Source organism: Photobacterium rosenbergii, assembly GCF_033022775.1.
Taxonomy (GTDB): domain Bacteria; phylum Pseudomonadota; class Gammaproteobacteria; order Enterobacterales; family Vibrionaceae; genus Photobacterium; species Photobacterium rosenbergii_A.
In genome coordinates, this window is record NZ_JAWJZI010000025.1 from 25,790 (window position 1) to 44,349 (window position 18,560).

General features: G+C 53.8%; 15 protein-coding genes. 6 read left to right on the plus strand and 9 right to left on the minus strand.

Going from position 1 to position 18,560, the window contains the following annotated elements; translation table 11 throughout:
• Nucleotides 1–80: 80 nt before the first annotated feature.
• From R2X38_RS24885 to R2X38_RS24900, 4 genes are read right to left on the minus strand one after another with little or no spacing between them, the layout of a single operon-like run.
• The gene (locus R2X38_RS24885) at nucleotides 81–536 is read right to left on the minus strand and encodes a DoxX family protein (protein ID WP_317525036.1); all 456 of its coding nucleotides are present in this window, start codon (nucleotides 534–536) and stop codon (nucleotides 81–83) included.
• Nucleotides 530–1,309, minus strand: a complete 780-nt coding sequence (locus R2X38_RS24890; RefSeq protein ID WP_317525037.1) for a DNA-binding domain-containing protein — start codon at nucleotides 1,307–1,309, stop codon at nucleotides 530–532. The genes R2X38_RS24885 and R2X38_RS24890 overlap by 7 nt, the downstream gene beginning before the upstream one ends.
• On the minus strand, nucleotides 1,287–2,132 hold the full coding sequence (locus tag R2X38_RS24895) for a DUF692 domain-containing protein (RefSeq protein WP_317525049.1): 846 nt from the start codon (nucleotides 2,130–2,132) through the stop codon (nucleotides 1,287–1,289). Before R2X38_RS24895 ends, R2X38_RS24890 begins: the two co-directional genes overlap by 23 nt.
• Before the next feature lie 24 nt (nucleotides 2,133–2,156).
• Nucleotides 2,157–2,423 (minus strand): DUF2282 domain-containing protein, encoded by a 267-nt coding sequence (locus R2X38_RS24900; protein WP_317525038.1) that lies wholly within the window; start codon nucleotides 2,421–2,423, stop codon nucleotides 2,157–2,159.
• A 340-nt stretch (nucleotides 2,424–2,763) separates the two neighbouring features.
• Here R2X38_RS24900 and uvrD point away from each other — a divergent pair, with 340 nt between their 5' ends.
• Nucleotides 2,764–4,935: a DNA helicase II gene (gene uvrD / locus R2X38_RS24905; protein WP_317525039.1), complete on the plus strand. Its 2,172-nt coding sequence runs from the start codon at nucleotides 2,764–2,766 to the stop codon at nucleotides 4,933–4,935.
• An 81-nt stretch (nucleotides 4,936–5,016) separates the two neighbouring features.
• On the opposite strand, the gene ggt is transcribed toward uvrD, so the two are convergent.
• The 4 genes from ggt to rarD all read right to left on the minus strand — a co-directional run bounded on the left by ggt (nucleotide 5,017) and on the right by rarD (nucleotide 9,517).
• Nucleotides 5,017–6,783 (minus strand): gamma-glutamyltransferase, encoded by a 1,767-nt coding sequence (gene ggt, locus R2X38_RS24910; protein ID WP_317525040.1) that lies wholly within the window; start codon nucleotides 6,781–6,783, stop codon nucleotides 5,017–5,019.
• Nucleotides 6,784–6,899: 116 nt separating this feature from the next.
• On the minus strand, nucleotides 6,900–7,559 hold the full coding sequence (locus tag R2X38_RS24915; protein ID WP_317525050.1) for a LysE family translocator: 660 nt from the start codon (nucleotides 7,557–7,559) through the stop codon (nucleotides 6,900–6,902).
• A gap of 126 nt (nucleotides 7,560–7,685) precedes the next feature.
• Nucleotides 7,686–8,480, minus strand: coding sequence for an AraC family transcriptional regulator (locus tag R2X38_RS24920; protein ID WP_317525041.1), 795 nt, complete (start codon nucleotides 8,478–8,480; stop codon nucleotides 7,686–7,688).
• A gap of 125 nt (nucleotides 8,481–8,605) precedes the next feature.
• Nucleotides 8,606–9,517, minus strand: coding sequence for an EamA family transporter RarD (rarD, locus tag R2X38_RS24925; protein ID WP_317525042.1), 912 nt, complete (start codon nucleotides 9,515–9,517; stop codon nucleotides 8,606–8,608).
• A 245-nt stretch (nucleotides 9,518–9,762) separates the two neighbouring features.
• Between rarD and recQ the strand changes: the two genes are divergently transcribed.
• From recQ to R2X38_RS24945, 4 genes are all read left to right on the plus strand, one after another.
• The gene (gene recQ, locus R2X38_RS24930) at nucleotides 9,763–11,616 is read left to right on the plus strand and encodes an ATP-dependent DNA helicase RecQ (RefSeq protein WP_317525043.1); all 1,854 of its coding nucleotides are present in this window, start codon (nucleotides 9,763–9,765) and stop codon (nucleotides 11,614–11,616) included.
• A gap of 293 nt (nucleotides 11,617–11,909) precedes the next feature.
• Nucleotides 11,910–12,215: a DUF3630 family protein gene (locus R2X38_RS24935; protein ID WP_317525044.1), complete on the plus strand. Its 306-nt coding sequence runs from the start codon at nucleotides 11,910–11,912 to the stop codon at nucleotides 12,213–12,215.
• 119 nt (nucleotides 12,216–12,334) lie between these two features.
• The gene (locus R2X38_RS24940; RefSeq protein ID WP_317525045.1) at nucleotides 12,335–13,030 is read left to right on the plus strand and encodes a 7-cyano-7-deazaguanine/7-aminomethyl-7-deazaguanine transporter; all 696 of its coding nucleotides are present in this window, start codon (nucleotides 12,335–12,337) and stop codon (nucleotides 13,028–13,030) included.
• Between the two features lie 78 nt (nucleotides 13,031–13,108).
• Nucleotides 13,109–13,555, plus strand: a complete 447-nt coding sequence (locus R2X38_RS24945; RefSeq protein WP_317525046.1) for a GNAT family N-acetyltransferase — start codon at nucleotides 13,109–13,111, stop codon at nucleotides 13,553–13,555.
• Nucleotides 13,556–13,812: 257 nt separating this feature from the next.
• Here R2X38_RS24945 and elbB read toward each other — a convergent pair whose 3' ends face one another.
• Nucleotides 13,813–14,463: an isoprenoid biosynthesis glyoxalase ElbB gene (elbB, locus tag R2X38_RS24950; RefSeq protein WP_317525047.1), complete on the minus strand. Its 651-nt coding sequence runs from the start codon at nucleotides 14,461–14,463 to the stop codon at nucleotides 13,813–13,815.
• A 324-nt stretch (nucleotides 14,464–14,787) separates the two neighbouring features.
• Between elbB and polA the strand changes: the two genes are divergently transcribed.
• Nucleotides 14,788–17,556 carry a DNA polymerase I gene (polA, locus tag R2X38_RS24955; RefSeq protein ID WP_317525048.1) on the plus strand — a complete coding sequence of 923 codons (2,769 nt, stop codon included), beginning with the start codon at nucleotides 14,788–14,790 and terminating at the stop codon, nucleotides 17,554–17,556.
• Nucleotides 17,557–18,560 lie beyond the last annotated feature (1,004 nt).

Consider the following 18,560-nt stretch of genomic DNA (forward strand, 5'->3'; position numbering starts at 1 on the left):
GCTACATGGATGTATCTATGCGTTTTTGAAACTTCTTTCCAGATGAATGAATTACATGGCTCGTCTATTGAAGAAACAAGCTACTGCAGCAGGGACTGCTTCGGTTTGCTGCTTATCAAATGGTCGACCGAGATCATCCCTGCCCCCCAGAATACGTTGACCAGCATCATCATGCCCCACAGCTGGTGGTCGAAGAACCCTTTCTCCCACAATAGTGGGTATGACACCACCGCAATGATATTGAATACAAACAAAGCCAGCGCCATCGGGCGGGTAAACAGGCCGAGCGCCAAGAATACCGGCAGGATCAGCTCGGCTGCGGTACCCATGTAGGCAGCAATTTGCCAGGGCAGCAGCGGCACCTGGTACTCATACTCGAATAGGTAAAGGGTACTGTCCCAGCTGTTGTATTTCACCATGCCCGATTTGAAGAAGACCCATGCCACCCATAGCCGGGTGAACAGCAGTAGGAACGGGATCAGTGGCTCGGTGATCCGCTGGGACGTGGTATCGATTTGTTTGAGAAAATTCAGCATGCGCATTCTCCCTCAGGCAAGCCGTGGATACGGGTAAAGAATTGCTGTTGGATAAGTTCGCCGAGAATGGCCAGCATGGCTTCATCAGCTTCCCCCAATGGTTTCCCCTGCTGGCATAAGCGCAGCAGTGCTGTGGCCGACGGGGTCGTTGCCAACACCTGCATCCCTTGTGGACGGTGCTGGATAATGACCGACTCCGGCTGGCTGAGGTCAATTTGCTCAATCTGGTCCTGGGTGATCATCTGCCACAGGCTAGCAACTGGATATGGGGCGTCGAAGCTGTAAACAGGTTCGGCCACTTCCATCACCAACTGGGCGAGATTGTCCTCGGTGATCAGTGCTAGTTGCTCGAACGGAAAATCCGAGTTGATCGGAATATGCTGGCTGGCACGATCTACCAGCCATTCGAGGCGAGCCAGATCTGCCAAATAAGGGACAGCCTCAACCAAGGCGGGTTGGTTGTTGATGGTATCGCTGAAGCCGTCGCCGTAGTCGGTGACATTGCCTTCGCCAAGTGGCTGGATGAGGACATGTTGGCGGGCGATCTGGGCAAAGCATTCCTCCCCCACCACGGCCTTACAGCACGGGTAGGTGGCTTCAAGCACCTCGGACAGGCTGATAATAAAATTATTACGGTAGACCTGGATCAGTTGCTCCGGGCCGAATGAACTGTCAGCGATAGTTTCGCTGGCCGAGCTGGGCCGGTAATGCAGTGCTTCGGCGAAATCCTGCTGCAGTTGATGGAGGTTGTTAGGCTGCGGAGATCCCATCATTGGCCTCCTTGGCGATAATCTGTTGCGCTTTTTCTGCTTCCCCAAGCAATACATCAAGCTCTGGAATATCGAGGTCCCACTCGATCAGTGTCGGTACCCCGCCCAGCGCGGCGAAATGTTGGCGTACCCACTGGCGGTAGAGTTGCCACACCGGTTCGCTGACAGGTTTACTGTGGGTATCTATCCAGATCTCCCCTTGCTCGAACTGTTTGACCGTAAAGCCGGCCAAGTGGATCTCTTTGACGGTGCGCGGGTCGATGGCATCGAGGTAGGTTTGGCAGTCAAAATCATGGTTGAAGCTACTGACATAGATGTTGTTGAGGTCGAACAACAAACCACAACCGGTACGTTGCTGGACAGCCCGCAGAAATTCCCACTCTGGGATGGTCGAGTGGTTGAAGCTTAGGTAGCTGGACGGATTCTCAACCAGTAGCTGACGTCCAAGGGCATCCTGTACCTGTTCGACCTTGCGGCAGAAATGGGCCAAAGCCTCTTCGGTATAAGGGAGAGGTAGCAAATCATTGAAGTACTGGCCGTCGACCGAGCTCCAGCTGAGGTGATCGGAGACTGCTATTGGGTCGATTTCCTCGACCAGTTGCTTGAGCTGGCTGAGGTGCCGTTTGTCCAACTCGTCGGCTGAGCCGAGGGACATGCCGATCCCGTGGCAGCTGATGGGGTAGTGGTTGGCGATATCCCGGAGCTGCTGGCGGGCCGGTGAGTTGACCGTGAAATAATTCTCGCTATGGATTTCCAGCCAGCCTATATCTGGCTTTTCGGCGAGAAAATGATGGATGTGGGGGGAGCGAAGCCCCACCCCTACCATCTTGTCATAAGACAACCTGCTCAATTACTTAGCCTCTGTTGAGCCGCCGGCTAGGCGATCACACAAACCTTTAGGAACCATCACGAAGGCATCTTTCTGGCCATCGGTTTTCGAGGTACCGGCACAAGAGCTGGTTTTGGTGGCACAGTCATTCTTACCGGCCTTCACGACGCCGTAGCACTTCTCTTTCTCTTCTGCGGCTACCGCTGCTGTGGTGGTCATGGTGGTACCGGCTAGGGCAAGTAGGCCTGTTACTGCGGTGGCGAGTGCAATGTTGGTGGTCTTTTTCATGTTCTTTCCTCTTAAATACGCTGACTGTTGCTGGAAAATGCAACATTTCCTTTTGGGTTAACTGGCACTTCTTGGTGCTCTCGGTACATAAGAAAGGGCGAGTTGGGAATAACTTTCACGCTTTCTTAAGTTTTTTTAACTTTTCGTTAACTTTGCGCAATTCCAAGCATAGAACAAAACGATTTGGCAAGAGTTTGATTAGGTGAAATTTTTGTTGCCCGTTATTGACGGGGTTGCCATCTATAGAGGCGGGTATCTCGGCGGTTAGGGAGGTTTCTCGCATCGCGGGGGGCTTTGTGGTTATAATCATCACCATTGTATAAATAACCAGTAGAGAGCGATGGACGTTTCACTTCTGTTAGATGGCCTGAATGACAAACAACGCGAGGCGGTGGCGGCACCGTTGGGTAACCACCTGGTTTTGGCCGGCGCCGGGAGTGGCAAGACCCGGGTCTTGGTCCATCGCATTGCTTGGTTGATGACGATAGAGCAGGCCTCGCCTTACTCCATCATGTCGGTGACCTTTACCAACAAGGCTGCTGCCGAGATGCGTGGTCGAATTAATGAATTGATGCACGGCTCGTCGGCGGGGATGTGGAACGGTACTTTCCACGGCCTGTGTCACCGTATGCTGCGTGCCCACTATCTTGATGCAGGTCTGCCGGAAGATTTCAATATCCTCGATTCCGAAGATCAGATGCGTCTGCTACGTCGCCTGATCAAGGCCCAGAACCTGGACGAGAAGCAGTGGCCAGCGCGCCAGGCGGCGTGGTATATCAACGAGAAAAAAGACGAGGGGCTGCGACCACAACATATTGATACGTTCAATGATCCGGTCGAGCAGACCTGGTTGCGTCTCTATACCGCCTATCAGGAAGCCTGTGATCGTGCTGGCTTGGTTGATTTTGCCGAGTTGCTGCTGCGTGCGTTCGAACTGCTGCAGCGCAGCAAGCATATCCGCGAGCACTATCAGGCCCGCTTCAAGCACATTTTGGTGGACGAGTTCCAGGATACCAACAACATTCAGTTTGCCTGGCTGCGTCTGATGGCAGGCCCTGATTGTAACGTGATGATCGTGGGTGATGACGACCAGTCTATCTATGGCTGGCGCGGTGCCAAGGTGGAAAACATCCAGCGTTTCTTGAATGACTTCAAGGGTGCGAGCTCTATCTTCCTTGAGCAGAACTACCGTTCGACCGGCAATATCCTAAAAGCGGCCAACGGCCTGATCGCCAACAACAACGAGCGCATGGGCAAGAACCTGTGGACCGATGGTGCAGAGGGTGAGCTGATCTCGATTTACTCGGCCTTCAATGAGCTGGACGAAGCCCGTTTCGTGGTTGGCAAAATCAAAGAGCTGCGTGATCAGGGGGGGGCGCTGAGCGAAGCGGCCCTGCTATACCGCAGCAATGCCCAGTCGCGGGTATTGGAAGAAGCGTTGATCCAGGCCGGGATGCCATACCGCATCTATGGCGGTATGCGCTTCTTCGAACGTCAGGAAATCAAGGATGCCCTGTCCTACCTGCGCCTGATCGCCAACCGCAACGATGACGCCTCGTTCGAGCGGGTAGTGAATACCCCGGCTCGCGGTTTGGGTGATCGTACTCTGGAAACTATCCGCATGGCAGCCCGCGACCGTGGCGCGACGATGTGGCAGGCCAGTGTGGCCCTGCTGGAAGAGCAAGTGCTGGCTGGCCGTGCCGCCAACTCCTTGCGCCGCTTCATCGAGCTGGTCAACGCACTGGAAGACGATACCCGCGAGCTGCCGCTCTACCAGCAGACCGATGAGGTGATCCGCAACTCCGGCTTGCGCGCGATGTACGAGCAGGAGAAAGGCGAAAAAGCCCAGGCCCGTATTGAAAACTTGGAGGAGCTGGTAACGGCAACCCGCCAGTTCGAGATCCCGGAAGAAGCCGAGGAGATGAGCCCGCTGTCGGCGTTCCTGTCCCATGCGGCGCTGGAAGCCGGCGAAGGCCAGGCCGATGACTTCGAGGATGCGGTCCAGCTGATGACCATGCACAGTGCCAAGGGCCTGGAGTTCCCGGTGGTATTTATGGTCGGTGTCGAGGAGGGGATGTTCCCGAGTTCGCGCACGACCGAGGAAGTGGGCCGTTTGGAAGAGGAGCGCCGCCTGTGCTACGTGGGTATGACACGTGCGATGCAGAAGCTCTACATCTCGTATGCGGAAATGCGCCGCCTGTACGGCAAGGATAACTTCCACAAACCGTCACGCTTTATTCGCGAGATCCCGGAAGAGTTCATTGAAGAGGTGCGGATGAAGGCCAAGGTCTCCCGCCCGGCCAGTAGTGGTCGTTTCAGCCAGAGCCAGGTGAACGAGAACTTCAACCAGACCGGATACAGCCTTGGCCAGAGGGTTCAGCACCCGAAATTCGGTGAAGGTACCATCATCAACTTCGAGGGCAGCGGTGCCCAGAGCCGGGTTCAGGTCGCCTTCAATGGCGAGGGGATCAAATGGCTGGTCACCCAGTATGCCAAGCTTGAGCCGATGTAATTACCGGCTGGCACATTGTCGAGACTGAAATAAAAACCGTGGCATTCGCCACGGTTTTTTTATGCCGGGTAGCAGCTTGATCTATTGCGCGACGACCTTGCCTTCGCGACGCGGATCAGCAGCGCCGGTCAGGGCTTTGTCGCTGAGCTTGATGGCCTGGACACCGGAGTTGAGCTCCTTGATCTGGACTTTGAAGCCAAGCGCCTCCAATTTCGGCGCCCATTGTTCGGCTGGGGTACTGGCTTCGAGTTCAAACGGGCCGAAGCGGTTGTTCATGTTCGGCAGGTTGATGGCCTGTTGCAGATCCATGCCCCAGTCGAGGTGGGCCACCAGGGTTTTGGCGACATAGCCGATGATCTGGCTGCCACCCGGTGAGCCGATGGCAAGGTATGGCTTGCCTTTTTTCATCACGATGGTCGGCGCCATCGAGGAGCGCGGCCGCTTGCCCGGCTCGACCCGGTTGGCTATCGGCATGCCCTTGTCATGGCTGCGGAAGGAAAAGTCGGTCAGCTCGTTGTTGAGCAGGAAGCCGCGTACCATCACCCGCGAGCCGAAGCCGTTCTCGATGGTGGTGGTCATTGAAATGACGTTGCGGCCCTTGTCGACAATCGAGAAATGGCTGGTTGAGGGTAGCTCCAGTGATTCGTCCATGGCATAGCGCATGGCGTGATCCCATGGCGGGTTACCCGCTTCTGCCGTGGTCAGGGCTTGGTCGCTGTTGAGCAGGGTGGCACGCTGCTGGAGGTAGTCATCGGCCAGTAACCCTTTGGTCGGCATCGGCACATAGTCGCTGTCGGCCATGTAACGTCCGCGATCGGCAAAGGCGAGGCGCGATGCATCGCCGAGCAAACGCCAGCTAGTGAGGTTATCCGGCCCCAAATCGCCAAGCGGATAGTGACTGAGCATACCCATGATTTGTCCCAGAGTTAGGGCTCCGGAGCTTGGCGGCCCCATTCCGCAAACTTCATACTGGCGGTAAGGCGCGCAGACCGCAGGGCGCTCCTTGACTTGGTAGGTCGCCAGATCCATGGTACTGAGAACACCCGGGTTACCTGGGGCGGTGCGGACCGCCTTGACGATGTCCTTGGCAATCTCGCCGGTGTAGAAGGCGCTGGCACCGCGCTCGGCAATTTGCCGCAGGGTATCGGCATAATCCGGGTTTTTCAGGGTTTGCCCGGCTTGAATAGCCGTGCCGTCTTCATTGAAAAAATAAGCTTTGGTTGCGGCGAAACGCTGCAGGTGGGCTTTGTCCTTTTCCACTAATGCCGCCAGCCTAGGGCTCACAGTAAAGCCCTCTTTGGCAAGCTCGATGGCGGGCTCGAACAGTTTTTTCCAGTCCAGCTTGCCGTGGCGCTGGTGGGTGTACCACATCAGCCTGACGGTACCCGGGGTGCCGACCGAACGGCCACCGACCACGGCATCGAAGAATTTCAGTGGCTGGCCTGTTTCATCTTGGAATAATAGCGGGGTGACAGCAAATGGGGCGGTTTCGCGGCCGTCGAAGGTAGTCAGGGCTGTTTTCTTTTGATCCCAATAGACCATAAATGCGCCGCCGCCAATACCGGAGGATTGTGGCTCGGTCAGGCCCAGCACCAGCTGGGTAGCCACCATGGCATCGATGGCGTTGCCGCCCAGGCGCAGGATCTCCGCACCGGCTTCGCTGGCGTAAGGATTGGCAGAGGCAACCATCCAGTCCTTGCCGGTCACGGCTTGTTGCTCGGTCAGGCCGGTTGCCGCTTCAGGAGCAAGCTGATCAGCACTTTGCTGGCTGTCTTTGGCTAGGGAGGTTACAGGCAGAGTCAGCAGGCAGGCTGATAATAAGGCTATCCGATGTTGGTTCCATTCCATGGTCAATATACTCCTTACTTAGGCTGTAGTTAGCCTAAGTAAGGACAGGGGGCATGTCTAACCGTTGGTTGTTTTTTGTGCTGCGGGTCAACCTGTGTGGCAGACAGTATCGATGATTAAGCAGAAATGATGCTGACTAAAATCAGGCTGCCGATCACGGTGAAAAGCGCACCGCAGGTAGCATCAATCCAGGGTGTCCATTGCTTGAGTTTTTGCTGCAGGCGGGCTCCGGTTAGCAGCCAGGCTAAGAGGGCGAACCACAGGAACGAGGTGACCCACAGCAAAGCGATGGCTGTGGCTTTGCCACCAAGGGACATACTGGCTGGCACTAGTGTCGATAGCAGGCTGATGAAAAACACCAGCGCCTTGGGATTGAGGATATTGGTGGTAAAGCCTTTGGCCAGCGCTTGTTTGCGGTTGGCAAGCACTCGCTGTGTGGGTTTGGCTGCCTGGCCTTGTTCGGTTTGGTGGCGCTGCTGCCAGTGTTGCCATGTACCTTTCAGGGCACCGACACCGAGCCACAGCAGGTAGCTGCCGCCAGCGGCTTGCAGTAGGGCAAACAGCATCGGGTGCTGGTGGATCAGCAGGCTGGCCCCAGTAAGGCTGAGAATGGAATGGAGTAGGATCCCGAGTGACAGGCCAAGGGCGATCATGATGCCGGTTTGGCGGCCGTAGCGCCCGGCATTTTGGACCACTAAGGCGAAGTCGGGCCCCGGGCTCATCAAGGCGACGATATGAACGGTGACTAGGGTGGCAAGGGTGGTTACTTCGTTGATCATCGTGTGTACGGTATCCTTCAAACATCAGGGCACAATGCCCAGCAAGACGTAGCATGCCTTAGCCGCGCGGTGGACGCTTGTAAAAAAATGACAGTGGTTGCGGTACTGCGTATTGCTGGCGGGTTATTTTATCTGCGAAGGGGCAATGCCGTAGGTTTGCTTGAAGGCATGGGTGAAGTGGGCCTGATCGTAAAATCCCACGTGGTAGGCCACCTCGGTACTGGTGTAGCCTGCTTTCAGTAGCGCCATTGCATGCTCCAAACGAAGCCTGCCCAACCAAGCATAGGGAGTCATGCCGGTGGTTTTCTTAAATTGGCGCAGCAGTTGTGACGGGCTGAGATCGCACAGGCTTGCCAGCTGCTCAAGGCTAATCTTCTGATCCAGGTGAGCCATCACATAGTCGCGCAGCTGGGCGAGATCTTTGGATCCAAGAGGAGGAACATTGGCTTCGCGGACTTGGCCGTAATGGTTCAGCATGTAGGAAAAGGATTCGATCGGCAAACTGTCTCTGGCAAGCTGTGACATCAGCGGGCTGTCCAGCTGCTGGTGCAACTGGGTTAGCTGCTGGAACAGGGCATGGTCGGCGATCTTGTTTTGCGGGAAGCTGTACAGGCCCTTACCTGAGGACTCTTCGGCCTGCTGGCTGAGCCAGTCGGGGGTGATGCTGAAGACCTTGACCTGGTATCCGGTTTGCTCGGTGGGTTGGCCGTCGTGGATTTCGTCCGGTGGCATGATCACCAGCTGACCGGCTCCGGCAATGTGCTTGCTGCCGTTGTAGAAATATTGTTGTTGGCCCTGAGTGATCAAACCCACATGGTAGTCGAGGTGGTAATGGCGCTTGAATGCAAAGCTCTGGTAGTGGGCATCAATCAGGCTGATGTCGTCAATGGGGCTTTTGCGATGGCTGATTTTATTCATATCTCGCTCCCCGTTGCAGTTCATGGTCGGTTATGAGTACACCATAGCCATTGCTGCGGCGCTTGTAAAAAATCAACGGTGCTGCTTGCTAATAAAGCAGCACCGCATTTTAGTTCGAGGCCAATTTAGCTGACGGCAGTTTGTTGTTTGTTGCTGCGGTGGTTGCGCAGACCTTCGACGCTGAAAATGATCAGTGCCGCCCAGATAAAGGCAAAGGTATAGCCTTTGTCGGCAGTGAAGCTTTCACCGTAAACGCTGATCGCCAGCAGGAACATCAGGCTCGGGCCAATGTACTGGAAAAAGCCCAGGGTCGAGAGCTTGAGTTTGGTGGCAGCACCGGTAAAACACAGCAGCGGCAGGGTGGTGACAATACCGGCTGCCATTAGTAGCAAGTTGGTACTCATTGGGTTGGCCGTCCAGTCCGAGGTGGCGCTGTTGGCAAAGATAAACACATAGCCGAGTGCCAGGGGCAGCAACAGGCTGGTTTCCATGAACAACCCGGTTGCCGCATCGAGGTTGACCTTCTTGCGCAATAAACCGTAGAGACCGAAGCTAGCAGCCAGTGCCAGGGCAATCCAAGGCAGAGAGCCGAATTGGATCAGCTGGACCGCAACCCCGGTGGCTGCCAGGGCGACCGCGACCCACTGCAGCGGACGCAGGCGCTCACCCAGGAACATCATCCCGAGCAGGACATTGAGCAGCGGGTTGATGTAATAGCCTAGGCTGGCATCCAGCATATAGTTGTTGTTCACCGCCCAGATGAAAATCAGCCAGTTTCCCCCGACCAGCAACGAGGTTGCCAGCAGTAGCATCAACACCTTCGGCCGGCCCAGTACGGCTCTGACCTGTCCCCAGCCCTTGCTGACAACCAGCAGCAAGGCTAGAAAGATAAACGACCAGATCACCCGGTGGCTGAGAATTTCCATCGCACTGACATGCTGAAGGGATTTGAAATAGATCGGTGCTATTCCCCACATGGTGTAGGCCGATAGGGCGAGGATGACGCCGCGTTGGGTCTGGGTATTTTGCGCTTCCATGGTTACCTGAAAAGTTGGTGCCGAGCGGGCGGGGAGAAATAAAAATTCAGTTGTGTATGCACGGGCAGTATAAATCGTGATCGATCTCAATACTATTGCCTTTTTCCTCTACAACTATAGCCGCAGGTAGAGCAAATGATTTGAATCGGGTGTGACTCCCATCAGTGATCTGAATGGTATAGAATAGCCAGCCTTGTCCATCTTCAGGTGCCCCGATTTGGGTCGCCAGTGCCAATGAGAACGTTATGCCAGCAAGCCAGCCGAGCCAGACCGAGAGCCCAATGACCTGTCAGCAGGTCCTGCAGGAGGTATTCGGCTACCAGGAATTCCGCGAGGGCCAGCAGCCTGTTATCGAGGCGGCGGTGTCCGGTCAGGACTGCCTGGTGATCATGCCGACTGGTGGCGGCAAGTCGCTGTGCTATCAAATTCCTGCCTTGCTGCGTGACGGTCTGACCCTGGTGGTCTCCCCGCTGATTTCCCTGATGAAAGATCAGGTCGACCAGCTCAAGGCCAACGGGGTGGCTGCTGCCTGTATAAATTCCACCATGTCGTGGGAAGAGATGCAGGATACCTTTCAGGCGATGGCACAGGATCAGTTGAAACTGGTCTATGTGTCTCCCGAGCGCTTGCTCAGCCGCGATTTCTCCGAACGCTTGGCCAGTTTGCCACTCAGTATGATCGCGGTCGATGAAGCGCACTGTATCTCGCAGTGGGGCCATGACTTCCGCCCAGAGTATGCGGCGATCGGCAGTTTGCGCCAGGCTTTCCCGGAGGTGCCGGTGATTGCCTTGACGGCTACTGCGGATGAGACCACGCGCCAAGATATCGTGGCCCGTTTGGCACTGCAGGATCAGCATACCTACCTCGGCAGCTTCGACCGGCCGAATATCCGCTATACCCTGCAGGAAAAGTATAAGCCAATGGCCCAGCTGATCCGCTATCTATCCGGCGTTCGGGGCCAGTGCGGCATTGTCTACTGCAACAGCCGCAAGCGGGTTGAGCAGATCAGCGAAAAGCTCAACGAGGGCGGGATCCGTGCCGCGGCGTACCATGCCGGGATGGAGCACGATGAACGGGCCTGGGTACAAGAAGCATTCCAGCGTGACGATATCCAGATTGTGGTGGCGACCGTGGCCTTCGGCATGGGGATCAACAAGCCCAACGTGCGCTTTGTGGTCCACTATGACATTCCGCGCAATATCGAATCCTATTACCAGGAAACCGGGCGGGCTGGCCGCGACGGCCTGCCGGCAGAGGCTATTCTGCTCTATGACCCATCGGATCTTGCCTGGCTGCGCCGTTGTCTGGATGAAAAGGAAGAGGGTCCACAGAAGCTGGTGGAAAGCCACAAGCTCAATGCCATGGGGGCGTTTGCCGAGGCCCAGACGTGTCGTCGTCAGGTGTTGCTCAATTACTTTGGCGAGGCGCGGGAAGAGCCGTGCGGTAACTGCGACGTCTGCCTTGACCCACCCAAGCACTTTGACGCGCTTGAGGTATCGCAGAAGGCCTTATCCTGTGTCTACCGGGTGAACCAGAGCTTCGGTATTACCCATGTAGTGGAAGTGCTGCGCGGTATGCAGAACCAGCGCATACGCGAGCATGGCCACGAAAAGCTCAGCACTTATGGTATCGGCCGCGAGCACAGCCACGAGTTTTGGGTCAGCATTTTGCGCCAGTTGATCCACCGCGGTTTCCTGACCCAGAATATCGTGCGCAGTTCGATTTTGCAGTTAACCGCCAAGGCTCGTGACGTGTTGCGGGGTGAAGTACCACTCGAGTTGGCGGTACCGAGGTTGGATATTGCGGCTCGCAGTGCCAAGAGCGATAAAATGGCCAACCGCCAATACGACAAGAAGCTGTTTGCCAAACTGCGCAAACTGCGCAAGGCGATTGCCGATGAGGAAGACTTGCCGCCGTACGTGGTCTTCAATGATGCCAGCCTGATGGAGATGGCCGAGCGTTTGCCGACTTCGGCAGGGGAGCTGTTAGCGGTCAATGGGGTCGGGCACCGTAAGCTGGAAAAATACGGCAATGCCTTCCTGGGGCTTATCGAAGATCATCTCACCGCAGGTGAAGAAGTGGGTTTTGGGATCGGCTAGCGGGAAACGGCAGATAAAAAAATACCGGACAATCCGCGTCCGGTACAAAATGCGTTTTAGATACAACCTGGGGCGAGGCCCCGGCATGCTCTGTTCGCTACAAAACAGCTTGCGTATTTGGTGAGAATGTTAAATTCACCGATTGCTAACCCGGTCTCCCCGGTTGGCAACAGCTTCATAAAACCATGAACCTCGCCCCTTGGCTAGAGGCTGGTTATTGCTTGATACGCAGAGAAACAATTGGTTACAGGAAACCTTCTGTAGCTATTCATGGCAAAAAGGAATAAAGCACTATGACAGCAAGTCCTGACTTTTGCTGCCGCCGTTTGGATACGGTGGCACGTTTGCTTGAAATCGGTGGGCCAGACATCGACTATGATAATTTTGCCCCTATTGCCAATGTGTTGCTCCAGTTGCTGGGGATGACAGTGGTGGAAAAAGAGCCCAATGCTGACTTGCATGTGTGGCTGGTGGATTTCGAAGGCTGCCGATTGCTTCTCAAGGGTGAGCACTACAGCGGCCAGATGTGGCTGGAGGGGCTTGACAGTGATGCCGAGGAAACGCTGTTATTCTTGGCTGGGCTATTAGGAAAGCGGTGAAACACTGGGCAAAGCGGTGGTTTGCTGTATAATCCCCGCCTTCGGTTGCTACTGGCAGTGTGAGAGCTGGCGGTGGTTTTTTTGGGTTCCCTCTCCCCCAATGACAAAAAGGTCTGACAATGACGACTTCTCAATTTTCGCCCGCGCAGCAGCGCAAGGCGCTTTCTTTGCTGGTGGCGTTCCACCTACTTATCATCGCATCGAGCAACTATTTGGTGCAGCTTCCCTTTACCGTGATGGGGCTCCACACCACCTGGGGTGCTTTTACCTTCCCGTTTATCTTTTTGGCAACAGATTTGACGGTCCGTATTTTTGGCGCGGCGATGGCAAGGCAGATCATCCTGCGGGTAATGATGCCGGCGTTGGTGATTTCCTATGTCCTGTCGGTCCTGTTCTATCAGGGCGAGTATCAGGGGCTCGGTCATCTTGGTGAATTTAACCTGTTTGTGGCGCGGATAGCGATTGCCAGTTTCATGGCTTACCTGCTGGGTCAGATCATGGATGTATCGGTGTTCAACCGCCTGCGCCAGACCAAGAAATGGTGGGTGGCGCCGAGCTGCTCGACCCTATTTGGTAATGCGCTCGATACCTTGGCTTTCTTCTCGATAGCGTTCTACAACAGCCCGGATGCCTTTATGGCTGAAAACTGGGTCGAGATCGCCTTGGTGGATTACGGCTTTAAATTACTGATCAGCCTCGGTCTGTTTGTACCAATGTACGGTGTGCTGCTCAATTACCTGATTGGTAAGCTGACCACCTTGTCCCCGGCCAAACCGGAAGGTGATAACCAGCCGCGCAACACCTTGGGGGTTTAGCTTTCCCTTCATCGGGTTTCGAACCATAATAAGCACAGTTTAAGGCCAGCATTGCTGGCCTTTTTAATAGGAGGAAGTATGCATATCCGAGAGGCCAGTATTGAAGAAGCGGTCACCGTGTTAGCCGCCATTACTGAGTTTGCCCGTCCTGCCACCGAGGATGAAATCAAGCAACGACTACGCGGCCATCGGGCACTGATTTTGGTGGCCGAGTTAAACGGTGAAATAGTCGGGGTAAAAATCGGTTATCAGCTATCGGAAGAGTGTTTTTATAGTTGGTTGGGTGGCGTTGCGCCGGCCGGCCGTCGGGGTGGGGTGGCCCAAGCATTGTTGGAAGCGCAGGAAGAATGGGGAGTGGCACAGGGCTACCGGGAACTGAGGGTGAAATCCCGTAACCGCTTCCCTGCGATGCTGCGTTTATTGCTAAGAAATAACTATAAAATTGAGCACTTGGAAAAGAAAGACGGGATTGAAGATTATCGCCTGCATTTCATCAAACAACTAAATGACAATTATTCTCAATAAAATGCTTGCATCTTAAATGAGAATGGTTATTATTAACTTGCACTCAACGAGAACAGTAACAAAGAGTTCTCGATTGAAGGCACGACATTGCTCACATTGCTTCCAGTGTACTTTAGCTAGGGTGGGTTTTTAGTGTAGGGCTGAAAACACAATCCCTTCTGCTGAGCGGCAACTACTTCCAAGTCTTGATAAGGGAAAGTAGTGCCGCTTTTTCTTTATCTGCGATTTATTCGCTTTCTATGCTTTACCCAAGAGCGTTAGGCTATCTTGACGAGTTCTTTGACCAGTTTATTGATCCCTTCTGCGGCCTCGGATATGCTGCCGGCCAGCATATAAGCAGGCGTCGTCAGCAGACGGTGTTTTTGATCCAGCACGTAGTCACTGACCGGGCATTTGATATGCTCCCCGCCCATTTCGGTAAAGACCTTGGCCGTATCCGGATCGGTGCCGATCGTCCCCTTTGCGCCAGGGCCATAGATAAGTGGGATCATTGCCGGGGCAATACACAGGTAACCGGCGGGTTTTTCCTCTTCGGCAAACGTCTGGCAAACCCGTTTGACCTCGGGATGAATCGTGCACTCGCTGCCCTTGAAGGCAAAGTCAGAGAGGTTCTTGGCGGCACCGAAGCCGCCCGGAAGCAGCAGGGCGTCATACTGGCTGGGATCCAAGGTCGCTAGATCATCGATTTGACCGCGGGCGATCCGGGCCGCTTCGATCAATACATTTCGCCTTTCTGGCATTTCTTCACCGGTCAGGTGGTTGATCACATGGTGCTGATCCATATTCGGGGCAAAGCAGTGCCAGCTGGCCCCTTCTTGCTCGATAGCAAGCAGGGCGAGGACGGATTCATGGATTTCGGCACCGTCAAACACACCCGAGCCGCTCAAAATAACTGCGATTTTCTTCATAATGGCTCCCTTTATCGTCAGATTTGTCTGTTTTTACTCTCAGTTCATCTTATTTCAGTATGGCTTGTTAACTTTTTCCACAATTAACGATCATTTCTGGATCGTGGATCTATTGAGCGATATGGATTTAAGTTGTTGTATTTAATTGTTTTTATGTCTGTGTTTTTTGTGGTTTTAAAAATTGATCAACGCTTTAAAATGAACTACCAACAAACTTATCCACAGATAGGGTAGCCAAATAGGAAAACAGCAGTTAACAGTTGGTGGTAGTCATGGCATCCTAGTGAGCTAACTCTTTCATCCCCCGGATATAAGAATATCTTTATGGCAACTATCCCAGAAAATCCACTTATTCTGATTGATGGATCATCTTATCTTTATCGTGCCTACCATGCTGCGCCTAACTTCACTAATTCAGACGGTGAACCAACCGGTGCGGTGTATGGTGTCGTAAACATGCTGCGCAGTCTGTTGCGCCAGTTTTCCACCGAGCATATTGCTGTCATCTTTGATGCGAAAGGAAAAACATTCCGAGACGAGATGTACCCGGAATACAAGGCCAACCGTCCGCCAATGCCGGATGATCTTCGCTCCCAGATCGAGCCGCTTCATGCCGTGATCAAGGCCATGGGCCTGCCGCTGATTTCGATTTCCGGGGTAGAAGCCGATGACGTGATCGGTACCTTGGCCAGCCAGGCGTCGAAAGCCGGGATGCCGGTATTGATCAGTACCGGTGATAAAGATATGGCCCAGCTGGTTGATGAGAATATTACCCTGATCAACACCATGACCGGTGTGGTGATGGATCCGGCTGGGGTGGTTGATAAGTTTGGTATCGGCCCAGAGCTGATCATAGACTACCTTGCCCTGATGGGAGATAAGGTCGATAACATCCCTGGTGTACCGGGAGTTGGTGAAAAGACGGCCAAGGCATTACTGACGGGTATAGGCGGTTTGGATGCGCTGTACGCTAACCTTGACGCTATTGCGCCGTTGGGGTTCCGTGGTTCGAAAACCATGTCTAAAAAGCTGCTGGACAACAAGGAAGCAGCATACTTGTCCTATGATCTAGCGACGATCAAACTGGATGTCGATCTGGACGTCACCCCTGAACAGTTGGTGAAAACCACGCCGGACACCGATGAGCTGACCAAGCTGTTTGGCCAGTTGCAGTTCCGTCGCTGGCTGGCAGAAATGCTTGATGGCAGTGACGGCCGTATTGTGGCTGATGAAAAATCGGCAGCGCCGGCTGAAGCCAAGCCGGTTGCCCCGGTGATTGACCGCAGTGGTTACGAAACTGTGCTGGATGAAGCGGCATTCAACCAGTGGCTGGAAAAACTCAATACGGCTGAAGTCGTAGCGTTTGACACTGAGACCGATGGCTTGGATTACATGACGGCTAACCTGGTGGGTGTGTCTTTTGCCGTGGAAGAAGGCAAAGCGGCCTACGTGCCGGTAGCCCATGACTACCTCGATGCTCCGGCTCAGCTTGACCGTGACTGGGTGCTGGCCCAGCTTAAACCGCTGCTGGAAGACCCAAGCAAGGACAAGGTTGGTCAGAACCTCAAGTTCGATGCCAGTATCCTTGCCCGCTACGGTATTGAGATGCAGGGGATCCGCTTTGACACCATGCTGGAGTCTTACGTCTTCAACAGTGTGGTCGGCCGCCATGATATGGATAGCCTGTCGCTGCGCTACCTTGAGCACAAGACCATCAGCTTCGAGGACATTGCCGGCAAGGGCAAGAAGCAGCTGACCTTCAACCAGATTGATCTGGAGCAGGCTGGCCCTTATGCGGCAGAAGATGCCGATATTACCCTGCGTCTTCACAACGTATTGCTAGAGAAAGTGAATGCCGATGCCAAGCTAAAATCGGTATTGGACGATATCGAGATGCCATTGGTACCGGTTCTGTCGCGGATGGAGCGTACCGGGGTATTGATTGACAGTATGCTGCTTGGCGCGCAGTCGACTGAGATCGCCGTGCGCCTTGATGAGCTGGAAAAGCAAGCTTTTGAGATTGCGGGTGACGAGTTTAACCTGAGCTCGCCAAAGCAGCTTCAGGTTATTCTGTTTGAGAAAATGGGCCTGCCAGTTCTGAAGAAAACCCCATCGGGTACCCCTTCGACCAATGAAGAAGTGCTGCAGGAGCTGGCACTGGATTATCCGCTGCCGAAGCTGATCTTGGAATACCGTAGTCTGGCGAAGCTGAAATCGACCTACACCGATAAGCTGCCGAAGATGATGAACCCGGCAACAGGCCGTGTTCATACGTCTTACCACCAGGCAGTGACTGCAACCGGCCGTTTGTCGTCAAGCGATCCTAACCTGCAGAACATTCCGGTTCGTAACGAAGAGGGGCGCCGTATTCGCCAAGCCTTTATTGCACCGACCGGCTACAAGGTACTGGCGGTCGATTACTCGCAAATCGAGTTGCGTATCATGGCACACCTGTCGGGCGATCAGGCCCTGCTGGATGCCTTTAACCATGGTAAGGATATCCATGCTGCAACGGCTGCCGAAATTCTGGGGATCCCGCTTGACTCGGTGACCAGCGAACAGCGTCGCCGGGCCAAGGCGATCAACTTCGGTCTGATCTACGGTATGAGTGCTTTTGGTCTGGCCAAACAGCTGGATATGGGCCGTAATGAAGCGCAGGATTACATGAATGTGTACTTCGAGCGCTACCCAGGCGTACTGGAATACATGGAAAGCACGCGCAACCAAGCCAGCGAGCAAGGGTATGTTGAAACCCTGTTTGGTCGCCGTTTGCACCTGCCTGATATCAAGTCGCGCAACGGCATGCGTCGCAAAGCGGCTGAACGTGCCGCAATCAATGCCCCGATGCAGGGTACCGCAGCCGATATCATCAAGCGTGCCATGGTGTTGGTCGATGAGTGGGTCGGCCAGCAGCCTGAAGGGCGTGTTCGCCTTCTGATGCAAGTTCATGACGAACTTGTATTTGAGGTACAGGAGTCGGAGGTCGACAACGTTTCTGCCGAGGTTCGCCGTTTGATGGAATCGGCGGCTGAGCTGGCTGTTCCGCTGATCGCCGACGCCGGTATCGGTGATAACTGGGATCAGGCGCACTAAATCAGCCTAATACCCAATCCCTAGAAGAAATAGCCAGCCATGCTGGCTATTTTTTTGCTGAAATTATTCGTTCAGTGACTTACGAGGTTTAGAAATTACTTACGAGATCTTGAAAAAAAACTACAAAAAGTCTTTTCAAAACTGAGCAATTGATATACAGTTAGAGGCGTAGGGTACAGAGGTAAGATGTTCTATCTTTCAGACCTTTTGTTTCACGTTATTGGATTTGGCTGATTCAGCCGCCCTGGTCATTTGGCCAGGGCGTTTTTTATTGTGCCAAAGAAAAATCCATCTCCCCCCAAACTCCCCGTTTGTATTTTGATCATTCTGGCGCTGATTGGTTGCCAACTCACCTATTTAGTTACCGAATATCGATACTGGAAGCTTTTGTTGCCAGGCTTTACTCTCATTGCTGATTTTTTCCTCTCTAATTTTTAGAGTAATTACTTTAATTTTGCTGGGCAGGTGGCTATAATCTTGTTTGCTTCTTGTTCATATTTGTTTTCGGTAGTGGGTTCAAAGCCGGCTAGCCAGCAAATACATGAAATCGCCATCCTGGATTTGGGGTGGCTTTTTTTTATCCAGCCTGTCATCAAACTGTAATTTTATTCCATTTTGGGATGTCAAAATCCACTTGCTATCATCTTTATTTTTGATAAAAAACAACTTTCCCCTGGATTGTGCGCCAACAGTCTAAAACTGGATATTTGCGGCGGGAAATCAAGGCAGGATCTGAGTTGCGATGTTGCCCAAAACACACTTATGGGATAAAAAACTTGCGTTGGTAGGGGAAATCACTGATGCTTTCGAAACAAATATAAAAACCTCCTATTTCTCTCCCATTGCCCCGCCTTGCTGGTGGGGTATTTTTATGCCGTCAAGTCACCGGCTGCCGTTGCAGCGGCAACAAATAAAAAAGCCCCCGTTTGGGTAACTCCTATCAATTAAGATGTTTGGAGCGAACCACATAGCGGGTTTTACTGATACGAACGGTCCTTGATTTG